The organism is Nocardia sp. PLKS1-43 (genome assembly GCF_059510335.1).
Genome location: NZ_JCAJZQ010000011.1, coordinates 191,941 through 213,848, shown reverse-complemented (window position 1 = coordinate 213,848; position 21,908 = coordinate 191,941). Strand labels below are relative to the sequence as shown.

Below are 21,908 nucleotides of genomic sequence, written 5' to 3'. Positions count from 1 at the left end.
GGGATCGACACTCCTGGATCCCCCATCCGATCCGACGGAATTCCCCGCAGGCGGACTCGGCAGGTCCACTGCGTGTTCGCCGGTCTCGCGGCAATCATGGTCGGCACGGTCTGCACACCTGATGACTGCCCGAGTACCGGGTACCGGGTACCGGGTACCACGCCGCGGGGAAATCGTGGTTCCGGATTACTGGAGGCGCGCAAACCAGCGGCGGCGCAGTTATTTCTACGCAGAAGTGAGAACGCATAATTGCGCTCGTTGCCCAGCGGTCCGGAACGACCCCGGGCCGTTGTCACGGTACTGGAATTCCCGGTAAGGTTCGTCCAGAGTCGGGGGACGTTTTGATCAGCCCCTCATTGCCACGACTTCGCCGATGAGGAGGGCAGCAGATGAGCGACTTCACCCCTACTGCTGTTGGCAACCGCCAGGCTCATGTTCGCCACCTCGCTGACGGACCGGCCCGGTATCTACCCGGCGTATGAGAGGGAAAGACAATGGACGGTGCCGATCCCGGCGTGTGGCGTAATTTGCTCGGCCGAGCCGACTCCGGTGAGTTGTATCTGGACCCGGAGACCGGCAAAGGGCTCGACAAGGTATGCGACGATCACGTTCGGAAACTCGAGTCCGTCCTGCGGTCCGCTCGATTCCTCAGCCGCATAACCGGCTTCGGCGATTTCGACTCCGGCCGCATACTGGAGAAGAAGTTTTCCGCGCTGGCCTCGGGCGACGATCGTGCTCTCGATACCGTGCTCGAGCAGCACATCGAGGCCATCAATATCACGAAGGAAGTAGTCGCCAAGGCGATTGCAAACTATGTCGCACTCGATGACGAGCAGCGCGCGGAGATCGAGAAGTTGAAGCCGTAATGGAAAGCATTCAGGACCTCCAGCATCTCTTCGGCGACAGTTATGACGCATACAAGCGCAAGGTCGTACGGGCCCAGGAGCAATGGCACCGAGACCGGGACTGGATCCACCAGGCCGAGCAGCGGGGTGATTTCCGCTCCGGATTCAGCGGTGACATTCAACCTCGGAAACTGACCTCGCCCGACAATTTCGACAGTATGGATCTGGCCACCATGCAGAAGTCGGTGGACAAGATGAACCCCTCGACCGTGCACGAGGCCGCCACGGCCTGGGCGAATATCGGCACGACCCTGACCGCCACATTCGCTCGGTTCGGGCAGGAGTTCGCCCGCACGATCAACGGCCGGGGCCGGCATTCCGGTTGGCGCGGAGCCGCCGCGAAGGCAGCGGTCGACGCGGTCACCGACTATTCCACCGAAGCCGAACAACTGGCCGAAGCCACGACTCTGATCGGCCTCGCACTCGCCGAGATGACAACGGGCCTCGAAGAGACGCGGAAGCTGATGCCCGGCGTCACCGCGATGACGACACCGGCCGGAAAGGCCCTCCCCACCGACGGCGTGATGAAGGCGAACGACCACAACCGGGACGAGGCCACGCAAGAGGCCCGACGCATCCTCAACACCGTCTACGGACCCGCGGCCAGTCGAACCGACACCGGCGTCCCGTATCTGCCCAGGGCCCCGCGGATCGCCTCGGGCCCGACTCCGGCGGCATCCGGACCGGGAGAGCACGATGTCCCGTAGCACCAGATTCACCGGCCTGGAATTCGAGATCCTCTGGGCCGCATACGGTCGCGACCGGCTGCCCTATCCGCTGCAATACCGCACCGACATAGCGGATTTCGACGCGCTGAAGCGGGCGCGCGAGGCAGCGGTCGACGCGCTGCTCACCAAGTACCATCCGGACCTCGATCGCGCCCTGGCCATCCTGATCGGTCCCGATGCGCGCGTGGAGGCCAAGGGTTTCGGTGGTCCCGACCACGACCGGATCTACCGCTTCCACGGCGCGGTTCGCGACAACGGCGGCGCGGTCGTGGTGCAACTCCCCGGCGCCGCCCCCGACTCCGGCGGCGATGTGACCGTAAAGTATTGCACCGCAACTCGAATCGGCGAGTACGCGGTAGCATCCCTGCCCAAACGCAAACCCGGAACTCTGCCGCCGCTGGAAATCCACCGCGACGACCTCGAGCGCGACCGCCTCGAGCCGGTCCATCACGGCCCCTCCCTCACCGACCGCCTCGCCCGCGTCTTCGACCGCCCCCGGACCGCCTACGGCGAAGTGATGATCTTCCCCGGCCCGGCACTGGACGCCCGCCGCTCCCCCGGCCGCTCCCTCTGGTGGATGGACTACCCCGACGGCCGCTACCAGGTGCGCACCACGGACCCCATAACAGCCAAACCGATGGCCCCGAAAGCCCTTGCCGCGGAGATCAATCGCCTGACCGCCCTGACCGCCGCCCACTACCGCGCCGACCGCGAACACGAGGCCCACCTCCGCACCCGCCGCCCCTGACCCGGCCGCGGGCCGCGGCGCGTACCTCTTCGGCTACTTCAACTCGGAGAGATCGAGCCCGAGCATGGCCAGCAGGTCCACGCACTCGGCGGCGTCGTGCGCGTAAACCGCGACGGTTTTCGCGGCCAGCGCGTTCCGCTCGAGGTGCGCTGCTTTCTCAGCGGCACGGATGTCCGCGAATGCGACTGCCGGGTCGACGACACGAGTGTTATGGGCCGAGGTCATGAAGGCTCCTTGCGGGTAGCCTCGACCGAAATGCCTGATGCCCGCGATCGAGGACCGTTACTCGACCACGACCCGCTACACCGTGCGCAGGCCGAGAATCGTGCTCGGTTGTTCCGAACGTTACCCGTTCGACGCCCCCGCCAACCCCGATATCGCAGCCTGATCCGAGTCACCACCGATACCCCCTGGCCAGGCTCTCCATCACCCATGTCGACGAACCCGACTCGGGCTCACCCGGCCGGATCTCGCGGTGCATCCGAAGCGGGTGCGGCGTGCATGAAGACCTCGTCGCGCTGGGTGAAGAACGGCGGTAGCTCTCGCCGCAGCTCCTCCGCCCATCGGGTAGCCGGGTCGGCCGCCACCTCGGCCTGAATGTGCTCGTAGGATTCGCGATCGTCGTACTCCCACACCGCGACCACGCGACCGTCCTCGGTCTCCCATCGGCCCACCAACCGCGCCCCGTGCCGCAGCTCCACCGGCAGCAGATGTATCCGGAAATAGTCGTGGAAGATCGCCAGATTATCCCCCACCGCCTGATAGATCTGCATCCGATAGATCACAACGCCCCATCCAACCGGTCGTTCCGCCGACAATCGGCCCCATACTTCCACATTCGACCCGGCTTCATTGCCGGACAGTCATATTCATTCGCGAAGTCGCAGGTGAGCGAAAGTATCTGTGCCCCAGCGACTCAGATACGAAATTCCATATTCCCGGTGCTCGGAGCATCGGGTTCTCGGCCATAGGGCTCACGCGGATCGCTATCCGCGGGTGGCGGTTCGATACCCATGATAGCCGAATAGGCATCGGGATCCCGCGATTCGCGCTCGTGCGCGGTCGAATCCAGCTGCCCGCCGAAAGACTCGTAACCCTCTGTAGCAGTGTCGAATCCGACGCTCGTTTCCTGCACGAAAACCACCGATTCGAACTCTCGCACCACCGAATGCGAACCGGTGCCCGGCGAATCAGGCTCCGTGAAATGCTCGAATTCGTACGGCCGCGCAGCCGCCTGCGGCGCGAAAGACTCGACCGCTGCACCGGAATCCGCCTGCCGCCAGCGCGATTCGGGCTCCGGGTCATACATTCCGGACCGGAATTCGGCGGCACCGTCATCCACCGGCGCCTGCGGTGCGGTGTCCGGCTCGAACCGCTGTTCGTGCGCACCCGGCCCGGGACGCGCGGGCGGCACCTGCACCGTGAAGGATTCGGCGATGAACACCCCTTCGGAGATCTCTTCGGCGAAGGTCGTCACGGTCAATTGCAGCAGATACTGACCGGTGGGAGTACTCGCCACGAGATACCGCGTGGACATCCACAGGCTCAGTCCCGCATAGGAATACGTACCCCAGATCGCCGCGGAGGGAAAACCGTCGTAATCCTCGGCATCGCTGCCGAGTTCCACCCAATCCGGCAGGCGCCGCGAATCGGTGTACGCACAACGCATCACCGCACGCGGATCGACCGGCAGCGACAACCGCCACACCATCAGCACCGCGTTCTCGACCCACCCGGACTCCTCCGAAACACTCCCCGCCTCGGCCGGTAATGCCCACGCCCCGAAGGCATTCGGCAGCACCTCGCGCACCACCTCGTGCCAATCTCCCGGAATATCCAGCAGCACGACGGGAACTCCGGGATACTCGGTATGGACCACGACCGGCGTCGCGCCGACGGCAGCCAGAAACTCCCCGATCGTGGGCAATGTCTGCTCGAGCTGCGCTTGGCCGTCCGAGTCCTGCTCCCACGGAATCTCGTCTGGTGAAATCACGTTCATCGCGCCGAATCCCCTCCTTCTCGCGCACCCGACCGTACCGCACATATCCGGCACGCCCATCCTCCGCCGGACGGATATCTCAGGAGCGCGCCTTCTCCGCGGACAGCAGCGCGGTCACGACGCCGAACACCGCACCGGCGAAGCCGAAGAACGCGGTGGCGGACATCGGGTGACGGGTGGCGTCCGAGCAGAACCCCATGGCAGCGAGCACGGCGAACAGCATGATCGCCAATGACGCACGCCCCCAGAAGAACTGCGACGGCGGCGGAGTCGCGAGCGTCGCGGCCGCCGCGCGGGCCTGTGCGTCGGCATCGGATTCGGACGGCGGCGAGATCTGCAGCGCGGTGCTGATCGCCGATTTCAGCCGCGGATCCTCTACCCCGAGCATGCTCATGCGTTGCCCCGCCACCGCGGCCGCATCGCCCGCCCCGGAATCCAGTAGCGCGCGCCGGATCTCGGCGCACACCACGTCCGCGGGAACCCGCTGCGCTGGATGTTCGAAGAACAGCCCCATACCCCGTCGCCTCCCTCAACGACTTGTCCTCGCGCACAGCGTAACTGGCCCGCGAGCGGTGCGCGCGCCGAGCGTCGTATTCTCGATCGCGCACCGCCACAACGGATGCTATGGTTTCGCACCAACCGGAACGACCGGATGCGACCTCGGGGGATTCTGATGTTCAACTGGTATGTAGCCCTGCTCGCGATCAGCGGCATCGTCATGCTCGCGATGGCCGCGCTGAAACAGGGGCAAAGCGTCGTCTCGCGCTCGATCAACGGCATCTTCGGTGCCGTCTACCTCGGTTACGCGATCTATCTCGGCTTCCTCTTCGACGGCGGCTCGTACCTGATCTTCTTCCAGGCGTTCCTGCTGCCGATGCTGATGGTGGTGAACTTCTTCCGCAACCGCACCCCGCGCCCGAAACTGACCGAGACGCAGAAGGCGTGGCGCGAGTTCCAGCGCGCCGATCAGGCGCGCTAGCGTTGCGCGGGTGAAGATCGAGCAGGTTTCCGGCTCCGTCCACGTCGTCGCCGGGACGAATGTCAACTGGGCGCTGGTCAGCGATGGTTCGGGCGTCACCGTAATCGACGCCGGATACGCCGGCGATACCGCGGACGTGCTGAAATCGGTCCAGCAGATCGGGCATCAGCTCACCGATATCGCCGCGGTCCTGCTCACCCACGCCCATCTCGATCACATCGGGGCGATCCCGACCCTGGTCGAACGTCTCGGGGTGCCCGTCTACACCGGCGCCGAGGAAGTCCGGCACGCGAAACGCGAATATCTGCAACAGATTTCACCGACCCAGATGGCCGCGCAATTGCTCAGCGGCAGGGGCCGCCGCTGGGTGGCACAGACCGTCCGCGCGGTCTACGGCCACGTCAACGCCTCGGTCCCGTCGGCCGCCACCGCCGACGAGGCGACTCTCGCGGCCCTGCCGGGCGGCATCGTCGCGATTCCGACCCCCGGCCACACCGACGGCCACACCGCCTACCTGCTGCCTTCGGAGGGCGTACTGTTCTCCGGCGACACTCTCGTCACCGGCCACCCGCTGTCCCGGCGCACCGGCCTGCAACTGCTGCCGAGCTTCTTCAACCACAACGAATCCGGCACCCGGGCCAGCGCCGCCGCACTGGCAGCTCAACCGGCGCACATCCTCGTCCCCGGTCACGGCGAACCCGCCGAATACGATCCTGCGGACCTCACCCGCCTGTTCGGCTCGGCGGCCGAATAACAGGGGCCGCATGCCCGAGTTCGGTTGGTAACTGCACGGCAATCGCGCGGCACACGTTCGGCGAACCATTGAGACCTGCCGCGGCTACGAGCCGTGCGCGAACTCGGCGGCGGATGCGCGATTCCGTCTCGACCGGGCCGCCGCATCCCGAGGTCGTCCGATGACCCCGATCCGCGGCCACGCCACACGCACCGCGTCGAAACAGACCGAACCCGCGATCAACCGAGCTGAATCGACCGCTTCGCCAGACCCAGCCAGAATCCTTCGATCGGCGTGCGGCGGGCATCGAGGTCGGCTTCGCCCGCGCCGAGAGTGACGAAAAGCGGGGCGAAATGCTCGATCCGGGGATGGGCCAGGCGCGCGGCAGGTGCGGTGTGGCGGAAGTTCAGCAGAGCGTCGACATCCCCCGCATCCAGCATTTCCCGGCCCCACGCGTCGAATTCGCGCGACCAGGCAGGGGCCTCGCCGTCCCCGGCCCCGGGCGTCATCTCGCGCAGGTTGTGGGTGAAGAATCCGCTGCCGATGATCAGCACACCCTCGTCTCGCAGCGGTGCGAGGCGACGCCCGAGATCGAACAGGCCGACCGGATCCAATGTCGGCATCGACATTTGCAGCACCGGGACATCGGCCTCGGGGAACATCTCCACCAACGGCACGTACGCTCCGTGATCCAGGCCTCGATCGGGCGCCTCGTGCACCGAGTCTCCCAGCAGCGCACGCACTTTCGCGGCCAGCTCGGGCGCGCCGGGCGCGGGGTACAACACCGAGTAGTAGTGCTCCGGAAAACCCCAGAAGTCGTAGACCAGCGGCACGGTCGCGGTCGCGCCGAGCGTCACCGGCGCGTCCTCCCAGTGCGCGGATACCACGAGAATCGCTGTGGGCCTGGGCAATTCGGCCGACCAGGCAGCCAGCTGCCCCGGCCACAGCGGATCGTCGGCCAGCGGCGGAGCGCCGTGGCTCAGATACAACGCGGGCATCCGCCCGGAGGTCTCGGCGGTGGACATGGCGAACCCTTTCAACCGATCAATCGAATGGTATGTCCGGTGTGCTGGGCCTTGGCGCGCAAATAGCGAAGGTTGTGCGTCGTGGAGTGCACCCCCGTCGGCACCGTGACGCGCACGTCGACACCGAGCGCGCGCAGCTGCCGCGGCTTGTCCGGGTTGTTGGTGAGCAGCTCGATCGCGCCGACCTCCAGCGCGTGCAGCATCTGCGCGGCGGCGGTGTAGTCACGGGCGTCCTCGGGCAGGCCCAGCGCGACGTTGGCCTGGTAGGTGTCCAGCCCCCGATCCTGCAGCGCATAGGCGTCGAGCTTGTTGTACAGCCCGATATCGCGACCCTCCTGCCGCAGGTAGAGCAGGTATCCGCCGGCCTCGGCGATCAGTTGTACCGCCTCGCGCAGCTGCGGCCCGCAATCGCAACGCGCCGAACCGAATACATCCCCGGTCAAACATTCCGAATGCAGTCGCACCAGCGGCGTCGGGCCGGGATCGCCCAGGATCAGCGCCAGATGTTCGCGGCCGTCGGCCAATCCGTCGAAGGTGACCGCCTCGGCGGAGGTCGAGTACCCGTCGGCGAAGGTGAGCGGGATGCGCACCCGGGTCCGCACCGCGGCCGCGGCATTGTCGCCTGCGAGGATGGATGTCATAGCTGCTCCGGGTCCGGTAACTGTTCCGTTCAAATTTGAACATCAGGAGCCGCGAGGTTATTCCACTTCGAACGATCGGCCGGTAACCTGGGATAATGAGTGGTCCGCGCTGGCTCGACCAGCAGGAGCAGAACGCCTGGCTGACGTTCCTCACCACTGCCGCCCTGCTGAACCGCCGCCTCGATCAGCAACTCGAACGCGACTCCGGGCTCTCACATCTGCAGTACGAGATCCTGGTGCGCCTGTCCGCCGCCCCCGACCACGAACTGAGGATGAGCGAACTGGCCGGTGCGCTGCTGGATTCCAAGAGCAAACTCACCTATCAGATCGACCGGCTCGAACAGGCCGGACTGGTGCGCCGGCGCTCCTGCCCGACCGATATGCGCGCGGTCTACGCCGTGCTCACCGAATCCGGGCTGCACGCTCTGGAACGAGCCGCGCCCGGACATGTCGCAGCGGTACGGGAGATGTTCCTCGATCCGTTGACTCCCGAACAACTCACCGCCATCGCCGAGGGCCTGGGCGAGGTCGGCCGCAAACTCCGCGGCGAGCACTGAGCACCGCCGGCGACTCGGGCGGTGAGCGCTCGACGCCGGGCGCGGTTACGATTCGACCGCTATGCAACCTGGACCCGAAGCCCGCATCTGGATCGATAAGCAGACCCCCGAGCCGTTCCACGCACTCGGCACGGTAGCTCTCGCCGTGCAGCACGCCGCCGAGGCCGCGGGCCTGAATCGGGACGTGATGGAACTGGTGAACGTCCGCGTCTCGCAGCTCAACGGTTGCCCGTTCTGCCTCAACCTGCATTCGCGCGCCGCGATCGCGGCCGGAGTGACTCAGCAGCAACTCGACGTGCTGCCCGCGTGGCGGCGCAGCGACCTGTTCACACCGGTGCAGCGAGCAGCCCTCGTCCTGGCCGAGACGACCACCGCTCTCCCGGATGAGGAAAACCTGACGCGTGAGTATGCTCTTGCGCGACAACACATGTCGGACGACCAAGTATCCGTGGTCATCTGGGCCGCGACGACCATCGGTGCCTTCAATCGCGTGTCGATCATGAGCAGGCATCCGGTGCGAGTGCGGAAGGAGAACTGAGTGAGCGAGCAGGCCACACCGGCATCGGTTGTGCGCAACGACGCGCAGTTGCGTTACGAGATCTGGTACCAGGACAGGCTGGCCGGATTCGCCGAGTACCGCGAGCGCGGGAACGACACGGTCTTCATCCACACCGAGGTCGACACCGAATACGCGGGTAAGGGCCTCGGCGGGGTGCTGGCCGAGGCCGCGATCAAGGATGTCGTGGAGCGTGGGCGGGCCATCGTTCCGCGCTGCCCGTTCATCAAGGGCTGGCTGGACAAGCATCCGGAATACGATGATCACGTGGTAGGTAAAGGCATCCAGCGTTGAGCGACCTCGAGGCGCACCCCGAGGCCGCGATCTGTGAAGCCACCCCCGGCCCCGGACCGCGAACCGACAGCTATCCGTCTCGGGAGGTGCCGCTGGGCGGCGTGCGCGGAGTGACCGTGCATCGCGTCCTGCCCCAGCGGGATCTGCCGACCGTCGGCGCGTGGTGCTTCCTCGACCATTTCGGCTCCACCGCACCGAGCCCGGACCTGCCGCCGGATATCGATCCGCATCCGCATATCGGACTGCAGACGGTGACCTGGCCGTTCGAGGGGCGGATCCGGCATCGTGACAGCATCGGCTCCGATGTCGAGATCGAGCCCGGTCAGCTGAACCTGATGACGTCCGGACACGGCATCGCCCATTCGGAATACACGGTGCCGGGCGCGCCCGCCGGACACGGCATCCAGTTCTGGATCGCCCTGCCCGAAGGTGACCGGCAGATCGCGCCGCATTTCGATCAGCATCGCGAACTGCCCGTCGTGGAACTTCCCGGCTTGCGGGCGACCGTGCTGATCGGATCCCTCGCCGGGGCACGTTCCCCGGCGACGGTCTACAGCCCGATCGTCGGCGCTGATCTGCGCATCGAACCCGGCAGTGCGGTGAATCTGCCGCTGGCAACGGAATTCGAGCACGCGCTGCTGGTGATCGACGGCGAGCTGACCGCCGCGGGCGTCCCCGCGCCCGCCGGACCGCTGCTGTATCTGGGCAGCGACCGCGCCGACCTGTCGCTGTCCAGCAGCGCCGGCGCACATGCGATCCTGATCGGCGGCGAACCGTTCGGCGAGGATCTGGTGATGTGGTGGAATTTCGTGGCCCGCAGCCACGATGAGATCCAGCAGGCTCGAAACGATTGGGAGAAGCGAGATCTGGATCGCTTCGCCGATATCGCGGGACATCCTCCCGAACAACGCATTCCGGCGCCGCCCCTGCCCAACCTCCGCTTGAAGCCGCGCAAGCGCCGGGCCGGTTAGCCGCGGCTTCTGCCAAGGTTGTCACACGCCGGTCGTGCGCTGCCACCGCGCGGCACAGCTCGGCACACCCAATGTCGGTCCGATTGCGGTGCAGCTCGTTACCGGCGCCAATTCGGACGCGGCTACCTGGCGGAGCGTCATCCGAGCGAGGTAAAGCTCAGGGCGTACCGAATATTGTTGTACCGATATCGGATTCGGAATCCATGGACTGAACGCCGATGACGCGCAAGAGGTCCAGTTTCTCTTGGGCGTCACTCCCGGGGCGAGGATAGTAGACCAGCAGTTTCTGGGTGATGTTCGGGGTGACCAGCGTTTCGCACACCATATCCATCAAGCCGACCCGCGGGTGGATCATCCGCTTGGAATCCGAAAGCCGCACCGCGACTTCGTGTTCGGTCCACAACGTCTCGAATTCCGCACTTGCCGAACGCAATCGCGATATCAGCTCGACCACGTCCGCATCCCCGGAACGGCGTGCGGCCGTGGCGCGAAGATCGGCGATGTGCTTGCGGGTCAGGCGCTCTCGGTCCTCCTCGGGGAATTTGTGGCGGACTTCCTCCGGGTCGGTGAACCAGCGCCACAGCAGATACCGCGACAGGCCCGTGAATCCGGTGTGGTCGCCCATCAGCAGGACGTGCATTCGGTTCTGCGCCAGTACCTCGCCGAGGTCCGAGCACACCGCCGCAGGGGTGTCCTCGAGTTTGGACAGCAGATACAGCAGGCCCGGACCGACGTGCCGGTTGCCGCCGCCGCGATGCGGTGCGGTATGCCCGCACAGGTGGAACAGGTAGTCGCGCTCGTCGTCGGTGAAGCGCAGCGCCCGGGCCAGCGCACCGAGCACCTGCTCCGACGGCCGCGGACCGCGCGCTTGTTCCAAGCGGGTGTAGTAGTCGGTGGACATACCCGCCAGCAGCGCGACCTCGTCCCGGCGCAGTCCCGGCGTGCGCCGCCGGTGACCGGGCAGCAAACCCACCTCGGCGGGCTGCAACTGGTCGCGGCGGCGTCGCAGGAAGTCGGCCAGTTCGTCGCGGTCCATGAGTTCCACTGTGCCCTGTCACCGGGCGCGCAGCCAGGGATCGCCGATCCCCCGATGTGTCGTCCCTCCCCGATCCCTGGATCCGCCCGCACGATGAGTGCCATGACCACGATCGAAGAAGTTCAGCTCGGCGCCACCGGACCGTCGGTCGGGCGCATCGCCCTCGGCGGTATGGGGATGTCCGGTTCCTACGGCCACGCGGACGAGAAGGAATCCGTCGCCACCGTCCACGCCGCCCTCGACGCGGGCGTCAACCTCATCGACACCGGCGACTTCTACGCCATGGGCCACAACGAAATGCTGATCGGACGCGCCCTCGCCGATCACAAGCGCGAGGACTACCTGCTCAGCGTGAAATTCGGCGCGTTGCGCGGGCCCGACAACAGCTGGGGTGGCACCGACGCGCGGCCCGAGGCGGTCCGCAACTTCCTGGGATACTCCCTGCAACGTCTCGGCGTAGACCATATCGATATCTACCGGCCCGCCCGGCTGGATCCGAACGTGCCGATCGAGGACACCGTCGGGGCGATCGCGGAGATGGTTCAGGCCGGATTCGTGCGGCATATCGGGCTGTCCGAGGTCGGGGCCGATACGTTGCGCCGGGCGGCGGCCGTACATCCGATCGCGGATCTGCAGATCGAATATTCGCTGATCTCGCGGGGTATCGAACAGTCGATCCTGCCGACCGCCCGTGAACTCGGCACCTCGATCACCGCGTACGGCGTCCTGTCGCGCGGACTGCTGAGCGATTCGCTGCGCGGGAACCGGACCTTCGGCGCGGGTGACTTCCGTGCGTTCAGCCCCCGGTTCCAGGGCGAGAATCTCACGGCGAATCTGCGTCTGGTCGACGCGCTGGCCGCCATCGCGGAACGCCGCGGGGTGAGCGTCGCGCAACTGGCCATCGCGTGGGTGCTGGCACAAGGCCGCGATATCGTGCCCGTGATCGGCGCGCGTCGGCGCGACCGCCTCACCGAATCGCTCGGCGCACTCGACATCAGCCTGTCGCCCGACGAACTCGCCGCGATCGAGGCAGCCGTACCCGCCGATCAGGTCGCCGGTGATCGGTACGCGGCCGCGCAGATGGCGCTGCTGGACAGCGAGAGCTGAGTCTCGGCCGTCGTAGGTTGTGCTCGGCCCTCGCCTGGACGATCGGGCAAGGACCGAGCAAGCCGCTATTTCCGGCGCGGGCGGATGACGGCGGTGAAAGCCGCTGCGGCGACGGACTTTCCGGTGTTGTCGGTGATGTCCACCGGCACCGATAGCTCGACCGGTGCGCCGGCCAGAATGTCCTCGCGCAGCTGTTTCAACTCCTCCGCGTTCAATTCGGAGGTGGCGCGGATCGGCCCCGCCTCCCCCTTGGCGCGCGCCAGGTATTCGATGCGCCCGTCCCGCGCGACGATGAAGGCGTCCCCCATCAGGTCCACGATCCCGGAGATCGACGCCCCCATGGCCGCGGTCTCGGCCAGCCCGAACAGCATCGCCGCGTGCAGATCACCGTTGTGGTTCAAATGCTCCGGCTTGGGCGCCATCTGCACGACATTGCGCCCCTCCCGATACTCGACGTTCTCCATCCCCGCGTACCGGATAAACCCCAACTTCTGAAACCCGCCCCACACCAGCTCACCCACGGCACTGTCCACGACCACTCCCATCCCGACTGAAACACGTTCTACTTTTCATACAGTGAATGCGGAACGTTGTCCATGGGTGAAGCTGGTTCTCCACTCGGTTCCGCCAAAACCGAGTGCAAGCAGGGGCCGTGGGCTCCGCCGAGTGCCCTGGCCTCGGCCCCACGAACTGATGCCGAATCCGCTCCGGCTTTCATCGAGTGGTCGTCGCCGGATACGAAAGATGGCCTATCCGCGGCATTTTCACCTTGGACCACATGGCGCGAGTGCATTCACGCCGTTGCGAGTTCGATCTACGAAACCCTCCGACGCGCCGAAACCCTTGCGGGCGTTCAGATCGCAGCGCACGCTCGAGCGATTCGCGTCTGAACCCCTTGCGTGCCGGAGCCTTTCCATTTACCGATATGCCCTGCCGGGCAACCTTCGGTCACCAGGTGATTTCGGGTAGCTCGACATCGATCGGGAACGGGCGGTCGAGGCGCAGTTGCTTGCGGAAGACACCGCTGGGCGTGTACTGCCCACCCTCGGGAAGCAATTCGAAGGTGTAGACGACCATTTCATCGTCCTCGTTCTCCACCCGCCAGAAGCATTTGATGCCCGCTTCGGCGTATTGCACCGGCCGGAGTTTGCGGTCCTTGGTCTTCGTATTGGGTGAGACGATCTCGACGGCGAGGTGCACATCCGAAGGATCGAACATCAGGCTGCTGCCGGTAACCGCCTCGCGAGATACAACGAGCACGTCGGGCGTCGGCACGCTTTCGACAAGATCGATGCCTTTTCCTGTCGCGATGACAAACTCACGAGGGGCGATCGCCCGCAACGCATATTTGACCGTATGGGCCACCTCACCGTGCCAAGGTGTCGCAGGCATCATCATCACGACTTGCCCATCCTCCAACGCGAAGCTTCCGTCGACCACTTCCGTCAGGCGAGGCAGGTCTGCGGCGGTAAACCCTTCGGGCGGAGGCACCGGCACCGACACCAACCGAGACCGGATCGGCTCTTCGGATCGACAGTGCGCGGCGACGGCCATAGCAGCAGAGTGCCGGTCGAAAGAAACCTCCCGCAACAAGTCTTCACGAGGATAGCCGCGGAATGAATCAGGATTCGCCGCCAACTTGGCCACCCCTCACGTAGCTGCTCGACGATCTCACGGCAGTCCATCTCGGGCTCCCGACGCGATCGCATCGTGTCGGCAAGCAGTTCCGAAGCATACAGCCACACTCATCGAGAGTCCACCCTAGGAATTCGAATGCTGATGCGACACAATGGATTACCTTAAAGCGGTATCAAAATACACAGGGGCACAGTGGCATTGGTCCAATGCGTAACTACCGAACCACACAGGCCTACAACCCCACGCATACGACAACCGCCCCGCCTCGGATAACCCGAGGCGGGGCGGATTGCGTTGTCTCCTACCGGATTACCGGTAGTCGCTGAAACCGTAATCGTCCAGCGGAACCGCCGCACCCGTGGTCTGGCCGAAGCCCTCCGGGGTGTAGTAGGTGTCGTCGTAGGACGGCACCGCGTAGGCGGCCGCGCGGGCCTCCTCGGTCGGCTGCACCTGGATGTTGCGGTAGCGGTTGATACCGGTACCGGCCGGGATCAACTTACCGATGATCACGTTCTCCTTCAGGCCGATCAGCTTGTCGGAGCGGCAGTTGATCGCGGCATCGGTGAGCACGCGGGTGGTCTCCTGGAAGGAGGCCGCCGACAGCCACGAATCGGTCGCGAGCGACGCCTTCGTGATACCCATCAGCACCGGGCGGCCCGACGCGGTCGACGCGGCATCGCCGTGCTCGGCCATGACGCGGCGGTTGACCGCCTCGAACTCCGAACGCTCCACCAGCGAACCGGGCAGGAACTCCGTCGCACCCGAATCGATGATCGTGACGCGCCGCAGCATCTGCCGGACGATGACCTCGATGTGCTTGTCGTGGATGGACACACCCTGCGACCGGTACACCTCCTGGACCTCGTGGACCAGGTGGACCTGCACCTGACGCGGACCCATCACGCGCAGCACCTCGTGCGGATCGGCCGAGCCCTCCAGCAGCTGCTGGCCGACCTCGACGTGATCGCCGTCGGCGAGCAGACGCTCGGAGCCGTCGTCGTGCTTGAACACCCGCAGACGCTGACGCTTCGACAACTTGTCGTAGACCACCTCGTCCGAACCGTCGTCCGGGATGATGGTGATCTTGTAGAACCGGTCGTCGTCCTCGAGCCGGATCCGGCCCGAGACCTCCGCGATCGGCGCCTTGCCCTTGGGCACGCGAGCCTCGAACAGCTCCTGCACTCGGGGCAGACCGCCGGTGATGTCGTCACCCGCGACACCACCCTGGTGGAAGGTACGCATGGTCAGCTGGGTACCGGGCTCACCGATGGACTGCGCGGCGACGATACCGACGGCCTCACCGATGTCGACCAGCTTGCCGGTCGCCATCGAACGTCCGTAGCAGGTCGCACACACGCCGGTGCCGGTGGTGCAGGTCAGCACGGAGCGGACCTTCACCTCGGTGACCCCCGCCTCCAGCAGCGCCTCGATGGCCGGGTCGCCGAGATCGTGACCCTTCTCCACCACGACGTTGCCATTCGCGTCGAGCGCGTCCGCGGCCAGCGTCCGGGCGTAGGTGCTGGTCTCGACGTGAGCGTCGCGGATGATCGAGCCGTCGGCCTGCTTCTCCGCGATCGCGACGGTGATACCGCGCTCGGTGCCACAGTCGGTCTCGCGCACGATGACGTCCTGCGACACGTCCACCAGACGACGGGTCAGGTAACCCGAGTCGGCGGTGCGAAGCGCGGTGTCGGCCAGACCCTTTCGCGCACCGTGGGTGTTGATGAAGTACTCCAGAACCGTCAGGCCCTCACGGAAGGAGGACTTGATCGGCCGCGGGATGAACTCACCCTTCGGGTTCGTCACCAGGCCCTTCATACCGGCGAGGGTACGGGTCTGGGTGAAGTTACCCGTGGCGCCCGAGTCGACGATCGTGATGATCGGGTTGTCGGCCGGGTAGTGGCGGCGCAGCGCGGCGCCGACCTCTTCGGTGGCCTCCTGCCAGATCTTGACCAGCGCGTTGTTCCGCTCCTGGTGATCGAGAGCACCACGCTGGTACTTCTTCTCGATCCCGTCGGCCAGACCCTCGTAGCGCTCCATGATGTCGGCCTTCTCCGGCGGCACCAGCACGTCGGACATCGAGACCGTCACACCCGAACGCGTGGCCCAGTAGAACCCGGCGTCCTTGAGCTTGTCGACGGTCTGCGCGACCACGATCATCGGATAGCGCTCGGCCAGATCGTTGATGATCGTGGCCTGCCGCTTCTTCGGCATCGGCTCGTTGATGAACGCGTAGTCCGCGGGGAGCAGGTCGTTGAACAGCACACGACCCAGGGTGGTCTCGGCGGTCCACGCGTCACCGGGCTGCCAGCCCTGCGGGAACAGCTCCGCCTCGAGCGCCCGCGGCGGACGCTGATCGGTCAGCCGCACCTTGATCTGCGACTGCACGGTCAGCTCACCGCGGTCGACCGCCATCTGCGCCTCGGCCGGCGAGGAGTACACGCCGAACTCCGGCTCGTCGTTGGTGGCCGCGCGGTACTCGCCCTTCGCGCCCTCGACACGGCGGGTCAGGTAGTACAGGCCGGTGACCATGTCCAGACGGGGCATGGCCAGCGGACGACCCGAGGCCGGGGACAGGATGTTGTTCGAGGACAGCATCAGGATGCGGGCCTCGGCCTGCGCCTCCGCCGACAGCGGCAGGTGCACGGCCATCTGGTCACCGTCGAAGTCGGCGTTGAACGCCTCACACACCAACGGGTGCAGCTGAATTGCCTTGCCTTCCACCAGAAGCGGTTCGAAGGCCTGGATACCCAGCCGGTGCAGGGTGGGCGCGCGGTTCAGCAGCACGGGGTGCTCGGCGATGACCTCTTCCAGGACATCCCACACCTGCGGCCGCTGCCGCTCCACCATCCGCTTGGCGGACTTGATGTTCTGCGCGTGGTTCAGATCGACCAGGCGCTTCATCACGAACGGCTTGAACAGCTCCAGCGCCATCAGCTTGGGCAGACCGCACTGGTGCAGCTTCAGCTGCGGACCGACGACGATGACCGAACGGCCGGAGTAGTCGACGCGCTTACCGAGCAGGTTCTGCCGGAAACGACCCTGTTTACCCTTGAGCAGATCGCTCAGGGACTTCAGCGGGCGGTTACCGGGACCGGTCACCGGGCGGCCGCGACGGCCGTTGTCGAACAGCGCGTCCACGGACTCCTGCAGCATCCGCTTCTCGTTGTTGACGATGATCTCGGGCGCGCCCAGATCGATCAGTCGCTTGAGGCGGTTGTTGCGGTTGATCACGCGACGGTACAGGTCGTTCAGGTCGGAGGTGGCGAAACGGCCACCGTCGAGCTGAACCATCGGGCGCAGCTCCGGCGGGATGACCGGAACCGCGTCCAGAACCATGCCCATCGGCGAGTTGCCGTTGGTCTGGAACGCCGCGACGACCTTCAGGCGCTTGAGCGCGCGCAGCTTCTTCTGGCCCTTACCCGTGCGAATGGTCTCGCGCAGATTCTCGGCCTCGGCCGCGATGTCGAAGGTCTCCATCAGCTTCTGGATCGCCTCGGCGCCCATCGCACCGGTGAAGTACTCGCCGTAGCGGTCCTGCAGCTCGCGGTAGAGCACCTCGTCCACGATCAGCTGCTTGGGGGCCAGCTTGGTGAACGTGGTCCAGATCTCGTCCAACCGGTCCAGCTCGCGCTGGGCGCGGTCGCGCAGCTGACGCATCTCACGCTCGCCGCCGTCCTTGACCTTGCGGCGCACGTCGGACTTGGCGCCCTCGGCCTCCAGCTCGGCCAGGTCGCCCTCGAGCTTCTGCGCGCGGGCCTCGAGATCGGCGTCGCGCTGATCGGCGACGGCCTTCTTCTCGACCTCCATCTCCGCCTCGAGCGTCGACAGCTCGTTGTGGCGCAGATCGTTGTCGACAGCGGTGATGACGTAGGCGGCGAAGTAGATGATCTTCTCGAGATCCTTCGGCGCCAGGTCCAGCAGGTAGCCCAGACGCGAGGGCACGCCCTTGAAGTACCAGATGTGGGTGACCGGGGCGGCCAGCTCGATGTGGCCCATCCGCTCACGGCGCACCTTGGCGCGAGTCACCTCGACGCCACAGCGCTCACAGATGATGCCCTTGAAGCGGACCCGCTTGTACTTACCGCAGTAGCACTCCCAGTCCCGGGTGGGACCGAAGATCTTCTCGCAGAACAAGCCGTCCTTCTCCGGCTTGAGCGTGCGATAGTTGATGGTCTCCGGCTTCTTGACCTCGCCGTAAGACCAGTTGCGAATGTCTTCGGCGGTAGCCAGGCCGATCCGGAGTTCATCGAAGAAGTTGACGTCTAGCACGTAACTTCCTTTCCCCTGTCGGGATTGATTTCGAGCAAGTTCTCAATCGTCGTGAACAGGTGCCCCGCGCGCCCTGCCCGCCCGGCGCGCGGCCGGGTGAGCAGGGCGAACGGGACCAAAATCACTGCGCCAGATCGTCTACCGTGGCGGCTTCGTTGCGGGACAGGTTGATGCCCAGGTTCGCGGCGGCCCGTTCCAGGTCCTCGTCGTCGCCGTCGCGCATCTCGATGGCCGCGCCGTCCGAGGACAGCACCTCCACGTTCAGGCACAACGACTGCAGTTCCTTGAGCAGAACCTTGAACGACTCCGGGATACCCGGCTCGGGGATGTTCTCGCCCTTGACGATCGCCTCGTACACCTTCACCCGGCCCACCACGTCATCGGACTTGATGGTCAGCAACTCCTGCAGCGTGTACGCCGCACCGTAGGCCTGCATGGCCCAGCACTCCATCTCACCGAAACGCTGACCACCGAACTGCGCCTTACCACCGAGGGGCTGCTGGGTGATCATCGAGTACGGACCCGTCGACCGCGCGTGGATCTTGTCGTCCACCAGGTGGTGCAGCTTCAGGATGTACATGTAACCGACCGCGACCGGGTACGGGAAGGGCTCACCGGAGCGACCGTCCAGCAGGACCGCCTTACCGTCGGCGTTGACCATGGTCTCGCCGTCGCGGTTGGGCAGGGTCGAACCGAGCAGACCGGTCAGCTCCTCCTCGCGGGCGCCGTCGAACACCGGGGTGGCGATGTTGGTGTCGGATTCCTGACCCCACATCTCCTCCGGCAGCGCCTGCGCCCACTCGGGCATGCTGCCCGTGTCGGAGCCCTCGACCTTCCAGCCGGCCTTGGCGATCCAGCCCAGATGGGTTTCGAGCACCTGGCCGATGTTCATACGGCGCGGCACACCGTGCGTGTTCAGGATGATGTCGACCGGAGTCCCATCCGGCAGGAACGGCATGTCCTCCTTCGGCAGGATCTTGCCGATCACGCCCTTGTTACCGTGCCGACCCGCCAGCTTGTCGCCGTCCTGAATCTTGCGCTTCTGCGCAACGTAGACACGCACCAGCTCGTTCACGCCGGGAGGCAGATCGTCGTCGTCATCCCGCGAGAACACCCGGATACCGATGACCTTGCCCGACTCACCGTGCGGCACCTTCAGCGAGGTATCACGCACCTCACGCGCCTTCTCACCGAAAATCGCCCGCAGCAGGCGCTCCTCCGGCGTCAGCTCGGTCTCACCCTTCGGAGTGACCTTGCCGACCAGGATGTCGCCGTCACGAACCTCCGCACCGATCCGCACGATGCCACGCTCGTCGAGATCGGCCAGAACCTCATCGGACACATTCGGGATATCGCGGGTGATCTCCTCGGCGCCGAGCTTGGTGTCGCGGGCATCGATCTCGTGCTCCTCGATGTGGATCGAGGTGAGGACGTCCTCTTCCACGAGGCGCTGCGACAGGATGATCGCGTCCTCGTAGTTGTGACCTTCCCACGGCATGATCGCGACGAGCAGGTTCTTGCCGAGAGCCATCTCACCGTTCTCGGTGCAGGGGCCGTCGGCCAGGACCTGGCCGTGCTCGACCCGCTGGCCCTCGTCCACGATCGGACGCTGGTTGGAGCAGGTGCCCTGGTTGGACCGGTTGAACTTGCGCATCCGGTAGCTGCGGCGCGTGCCGTCATCGTGCATCACGGTGACGTAGTCCGCCGAAACCTCTTCCACCACACCGGGTTTCTCGTTCACCACGACATCGCCGGCGTCCACCGCGGCGCGCAGTTCCATGCCGGTGCCGACCAGCGGCGACTCGGAACGGATCAGCGGCACGGCCTGACGCTGCATGTTCGCGCCCATCAGCGCGCGGTTCGCGTCGTCGTGCTCGAGGAACGGGATCATCGCCGTCGCGACCGACACCATCTGGCGCGGCGAGACGTCCATGTAGGTGACCTCGTTGGGCGAGACGAACTCCATCTCCTCGTTGCCGCGGCGCGCGAGCACCCGGTCCTCGAGGAAGGTGCCGTCGGCGGCGACGGGCGAGTTGGCCTGCGCGCGGACCTCGCGGTCCTCCTCGTCGGCGGTGAGGTACTTGACCTCATCGGTGACGCGGCCGTTCTCCACCTTGCGGTACGGGGTTTCGATGAAACCGAACGGGTTGACCCGCGCGTACACCGACAGCGAACCGATCAGGCCGATGTTCGGGCCTTCCGGGGTCTCGATCGGGCACATACGGCCGTAGTGCGAGGGGTGCACGTCGCGCACTTCCAGGCCGGCACGCTCACGGGACAGACCACCCGGGCCCAGCGCCGAGAGGCGGCGCTTGTGGGTCAGGCCCGAGAGCGGGTTGTTCTGGTCCATGAACTGCGACAGCTGCGAAGTGCCGAAGAACTCCTTGATCGCCGCCACGACCGGGCGGATGTTGATCAAGGTCTGCGGGGTGATCGCCTCGACGTCCTGGGTGGTCATGCGCTCGCGCACGACACGCTCCATACGCGAGAGGCCGACCCGGATCTGGTTCTGGATCAGCTCGCCGACGGTGCGCAGACGACGGTTGCCGAAGTGGTCGATATCGTCCACCTCGACGACGACCTCGGTGCCGCCGGGGGCGGTCATCAGCTTGTCGCCCTGGTGCAGGCGGACCAGGTACTCGATCGTGGTGACGATGTCCTCACGGGTGAGCACCGAACCGATCACCGGCTCGCCCAGGTTCAGGCCCAGCTTCTTGTTGACCTTGTAGCGGCCGACGCGAGCCAGGTCGTAACGCTTGTCCTTGAAGAACAGGTTCTCCAGCAGGGTCTGCGCCGATTCCTTCGTCGGCGGCTCGCCCGGGCGCAGCTTGCGGTAGATGTCCAGCAGCGCCTCGTCCTGACCGGCGGTGTTGTCCTTCTCCAGGGTGGACATCATGATCTCGGAGAAACCGAAGCGCTCGGTGATCTCCTCGGCGGTCAGCCCCAGCGCCTTGAGCAGCACCGTGACCGGCTGACGACGCTTGCGGTCGATGCGGACGCCGACGGTGTCGCGCTTGTCCACGTCGAACTCCAGCCACGCGCCGCGACTCGGGATGACGCGCACGCTGTGCAGCGTCTTCTCGGTGGCCTTGTCGATGGACTCGTCGAAGTACACGCCGGGCGAACGCACCAGCTGCGAGACGACCACGCGCTCGGTGCCGTTGATGATGAACGTGCCCTTGTCGGTCATCATCGGGAAATCACCCATGAAGACCGTCTGGGACTTGATCTCACCGGTGTTGTTGTTGATGAACTCCGCGGTGACGAACAGCGGCGCCGCGTAGGTCATGTCCTTGTCCTTGCACTCCTCGATGGAGGCCTTGACCTCTTCGAAGCGCGGATCGGAGAAGGACAGTGACATGGACCCGGAGAAGTCCTCGATCGGCGAGAGCTCCTCGAGCACCTCCTCGAGCCCGCCGTATGGGGTGACCTCACCACGGGCGATCGCCTTCTCCCGCCACTGCGGGGAGCCGACCAACCAGGCGAACGAATCGGTTTGTAGATCGAGAAGCCCCGGAACCTCGAGAGGCTCGCGGATCTTCGCGAAAGACACCCGCTTCGGGGCTCCGGGGATTCCGGCCTTGGTCTGGGTGGAGACTGCCAAGATGCGTCCTTCCAGCACCTCACGCGAGTCGCACGGTGGGCCTGCGACCGTCGCTTGTCTGCTTCGTTGTGTGAGATTCCCGCTGGTCGCAACCCGAACGAGCCCCATACAGCAG

General features: G+C 65.7%; 21 protein-coding genes. 10 read left to right on the top strand and 11 right to left on the bottom strand.

The window, feature by feature from the left end; genetic code table 11:
* The first annotated feature begins 494 nt into the window (after positions 1–494).
* Genes AC5WS7_RS31230 through AC5WS7_RS31220 form a run of 3 tightly spaced genes read left to right on the top strand, consistent with a single transcriptional unit; the run spans position 495 to position 2,381 of the window.
* Entirely contained in the window at positions 495–866 is a 372-nt protein-coding gene (locus AC5WS7_RS31230) for a hypothetical protein (RefSeq protein ID WP_495958174.1), read from the top strand.
* Complete coding sequence (locus AC5WS7_RS31225) at positions 866–1,612, top strand: hypothetical protein (RefSeq protein ID WP_495958173.1); 747 nt, start codon at positions 866–868, stop codon at positions 1,610–1,612. Before AC5WS7_RS31230 ends, AC5WS7_RS31225 begins: the two co-directional genes overlap by 1 nt.
* Entirely contained in the window at positions 1,602–2,381 is a 780-nt protein-coding gene (locus AC5WS7_RS31220) for an ESX secretion-associated protein EspG (protein WP_495958172.1), read from the top strand. Before AC5WS7_RS31225 ends, AC5WS7_RS31220 begins: the two co-directional genes overlap by 11 nt.
* A 33-nt stretch (positions 2,382–2,414) precedes the next feature.
* Here the strand turns inward: AC5WS7_RS31220 and AC5WS7_RS31215 are convergent, their stop codons facing one another.
* The 4 genes from AC5WS7_RS31215 to AC5WS7_RS31200 all read right to left on the bottom strand — a co-directional run bounded on the left by AC5WS7_RS31215 (position 2,415) and on the right by AC5WS7_RS31200 (position 4,894).
* Positions 2,415–2,606 carry a hypothetical protein gene (locus AC5WS7_RS31215; protein ID WP_495958171.1) on the bottom strand — a complete coding sequence of 64 codons (192 nt, stop codon included), beginning with the start codon at positions 2,604–2,606 and terminating at the stop codon, positions 2,415–2,417.
* 230 nt (positions 2,607–2,836) lie between these two features.
* The gene (locus AC5WS7_RS31210) at positions 2,837–3,154 is read right to left on the bottom strand and encodes an NIPSNAP family protein (protein WP_495958170.1); all 318 of its coding nucleotides are present in this window, start codon (positions 3,152–3,154) and stop codon (positions 2,837–2,839) included.
* Between the two features lie 143 nt (positions 3,155–3,297).
* Positions 3,298–4,380: an LpqN/LpqT family lipoprotein gene (locus tag AC5WS7_RS31205; RefSeq protein ID WP_495958169.1), complete on the bottom strand. Its 1,083-nt coding sequence runs from the start codon at positions 4,378–4,380 to the stop codon at positions 3,298–3,300.
* Between the two features lie 79 nt (positions 4,381–4,459).
* On the bottom strand, positions 4,460–4,894 hold the full coding sequence (locus AC5WS7_RS31200; protein WP_495958168.1) for a hypothetical protein: 435 nt from the start codon (positions 4,892–4,894) through the stop codon (positions 4,460–4,462).
* A gap of 159 nt (positions 4,895–5,053) precedes the next feature.
* Here AC5WS7_RS31200 and AC5WS7_RS31195 point away from each other — a divergent pair, with 159 nt between their 5' ends.
* Together AC5WS7_RS31195 and AC5WS7_RS31190 are read left to right on the top strand one after the other, a co-directional pair.
* Positions 5,054–5,359 (top strand): hypothetical protein, encoded by a 306-nt coding sequence (locus AC5WS7_RS31195; protein WP_495958167.1) that lies wholly within the window; start codon positions 5,054–5,056, stop codon positions 5,357–5,359.
* Between the two features lie 10 nt (positions 5,360–5,369).
* A complete protein-coding gene (locus AC5WS7_RS31190) occupies positions 5,370–6,113 on the top strand; it encodes an MBL fold metallo-hydrolase (protein WP_495958166.1) in 744 nt (247 codons plus the stop codon).
* Between the two features lie 218 nt (positions 6,114–6,331).
* Here AC5WS7_RS31190 and AC5WS7_RS31185 read toward each other — a convergent pair whose 3' ends face one another.
* Together AC5WS7_RS31185 and AC5WS7_RS31180 are read right to left on the bottom strand one after the other, a co-directional pair.
* Complete coding sequence (locus AC5WS7_RS31185) at positions 6,332–7,117, bottom strand: dioxygenase family protein (RefSeq protein WP_495958165.1); 786 nt, start codon at positions 7,115–7,117, stop codon at positions 6,332–6,334.
* Between the two features lie 11 nt (positions 7,118–7,128).
* Positions 7,129–7,758 carry a GTP cyclohydrolase II gene (locus tag AC5WS7_RS31180; protein WP_495958164.1) on the bottom strand — a complete coding sequence of 210 codons (630 nt, stop codon included), beginning with the start codon at positions 7,756–7,758 and terminating at the stop codon, positions 7,129–7,131.
* Between the two features lie 95 nt (positions 7,759–7,853).
* Here AC5WS7_RS31180 and AC5WS7_RS31175 point away from each other — a divergent pair, with 95 nt between their 5' ends.
* The 4 genes from AC5WS7_RS31175 (at position 7,854) to AC5WS7_RS31160 (ending at position 10,136) form a co-directional block, all read left to right on the top strand.
* Entirely contained in the window at positions 7,854–8,315 is a 462-nt protein-coding gene (locus AC5WS7_RS31175; protein ID WP_495958163.1) for a MarR family winged helix-turn-helix transcriptional regulator, read from the top strand.
* 61 nt (positions 8,316–8,376) lie between these two features.
* Positions 8,377–8,853: a carboxymuconolactone decarboxylase family protein gene (locus tag AC5WS7_RS31170; RefSeq protein WP_495958162.1), complete on the top strand. Its 477-nt coding sequence runs from the start codon at positions 8,377–8,379 to the stop codon at positions 8,851–8,853.
* Complete coding sequence (locus AC5WS7_RS31165; protein WP_495958161.1) at positions 8,854–9,165, top strand: GNAT family N-acetyltransferase; 312 nt, start codon at positions 8,854–8,856, stop codon at positions 9,163–9,165.
* A complete protein-coding gene (locus AC5WS7_RS31160) occupies positions 9,162–10,136 on the top strand; it encodes a pirin family protein (RefSeq protein WP_495958160.1) in 975 nt (324 codons plus the stop codon). The genes AC5WS7_RS31165 and AC5WS7_RS31160 overlap by 4 nt, the downstream gene beginning before the upstream one ends.
* 157 nt (positions 10,137–10,293) lie before the next feature.
* On the opposite strand, the gene AC5WS7_RS31155 is transcribed toward AC5WS7_RS31160, so the two are convergent.
* Positions 10,294–11,172 (bottom strand): helix-turn-helix transcriptional regulator, encoded by an 879-nt coding sequence (locus AC5WS7_RS31155; RefSeq protein ID WP_495958159.1) that lies wholly within the window; start codon positions 11,170–11,172, stop codon positions 10,294–10,296.
* A 102-nt stretch (positions 11,173–11,274) separates the two neighbouring features.
* Here AC5WS7_RS31155 and AC5WS7_RS31150 point away from each other — a divergent pair, with 102 nt between their 5' ends.
* Positions 11,275–12,279 carry an aldo/keto reductase gene (locus AC5WS7_RS31150; protein ID WP_495958158.1) on the top strand — a complete coding sequence of 335 codons (1,005 nt, stop codon included), beginning with the start codon at positions 11,275–11,277 and terminating at the stop codon, positions 12,277–12,279.
* A gap of 65 nt (positions 12,280–12,344) precedes the next feature.
* Here the strand turns inward: AC5WS7_RS31150 and AC5WS7_RS31145 are convergent, their stop codons facing one another.
* From AC5WS7_RS31145 to rpoB, 4 genes are all read right to left on the bottom strand, one after another.
* Positions 12,345–12,812, bottom strand: coding sequence for a PaaI family thioesterase (locus AC5WS7_RS31145; protein ID WP_495958157.1), 468 nt, complete (start codon positions 12,810–12,812; stop codon positions 12,345–12,347).
* A 415-nt stretch (positions 12,813–13,227) separates the two neighbouring features.
* Entirely contained in the window at positions 13,228–13,926 is a 699-nt protein-coding gene (locus AC5WS7_RS31140; protein ID WP_495958156.1) for a Uma2 family endonuclease, read from the bottom strand.
* 300 nt (positions 13,927–14,226) lie between these two features.
* Positions 14,227–18,189, bottom strand: coding sequence for a DNA-directed RNA polymerase subunit beta' (locus tag AC5WS7_RS31135; RefSeq protein ID WP_495958155.1), 3,963 nt, complete (start codon positions 18,187–18,189; stop codon positions 14,227–14,229).
* A gap of 121 nt (positions 18,190–18,310) precedes the next feature.
* Positions 18,311–21,901: a DNA-directed RNA polymerase subunit beta gene (gene rpoB / locus AC5WS7_RS31130; protein WP_495958154.1), complete on the bottom strand. Its 3,591-nt coding sequence runs from the start codon at positions 21,899–21,901 to the stop codon at positions 18,311–18,313.
* Positions 21,902–21,908 lie beyond the last annotated feature (7 nt).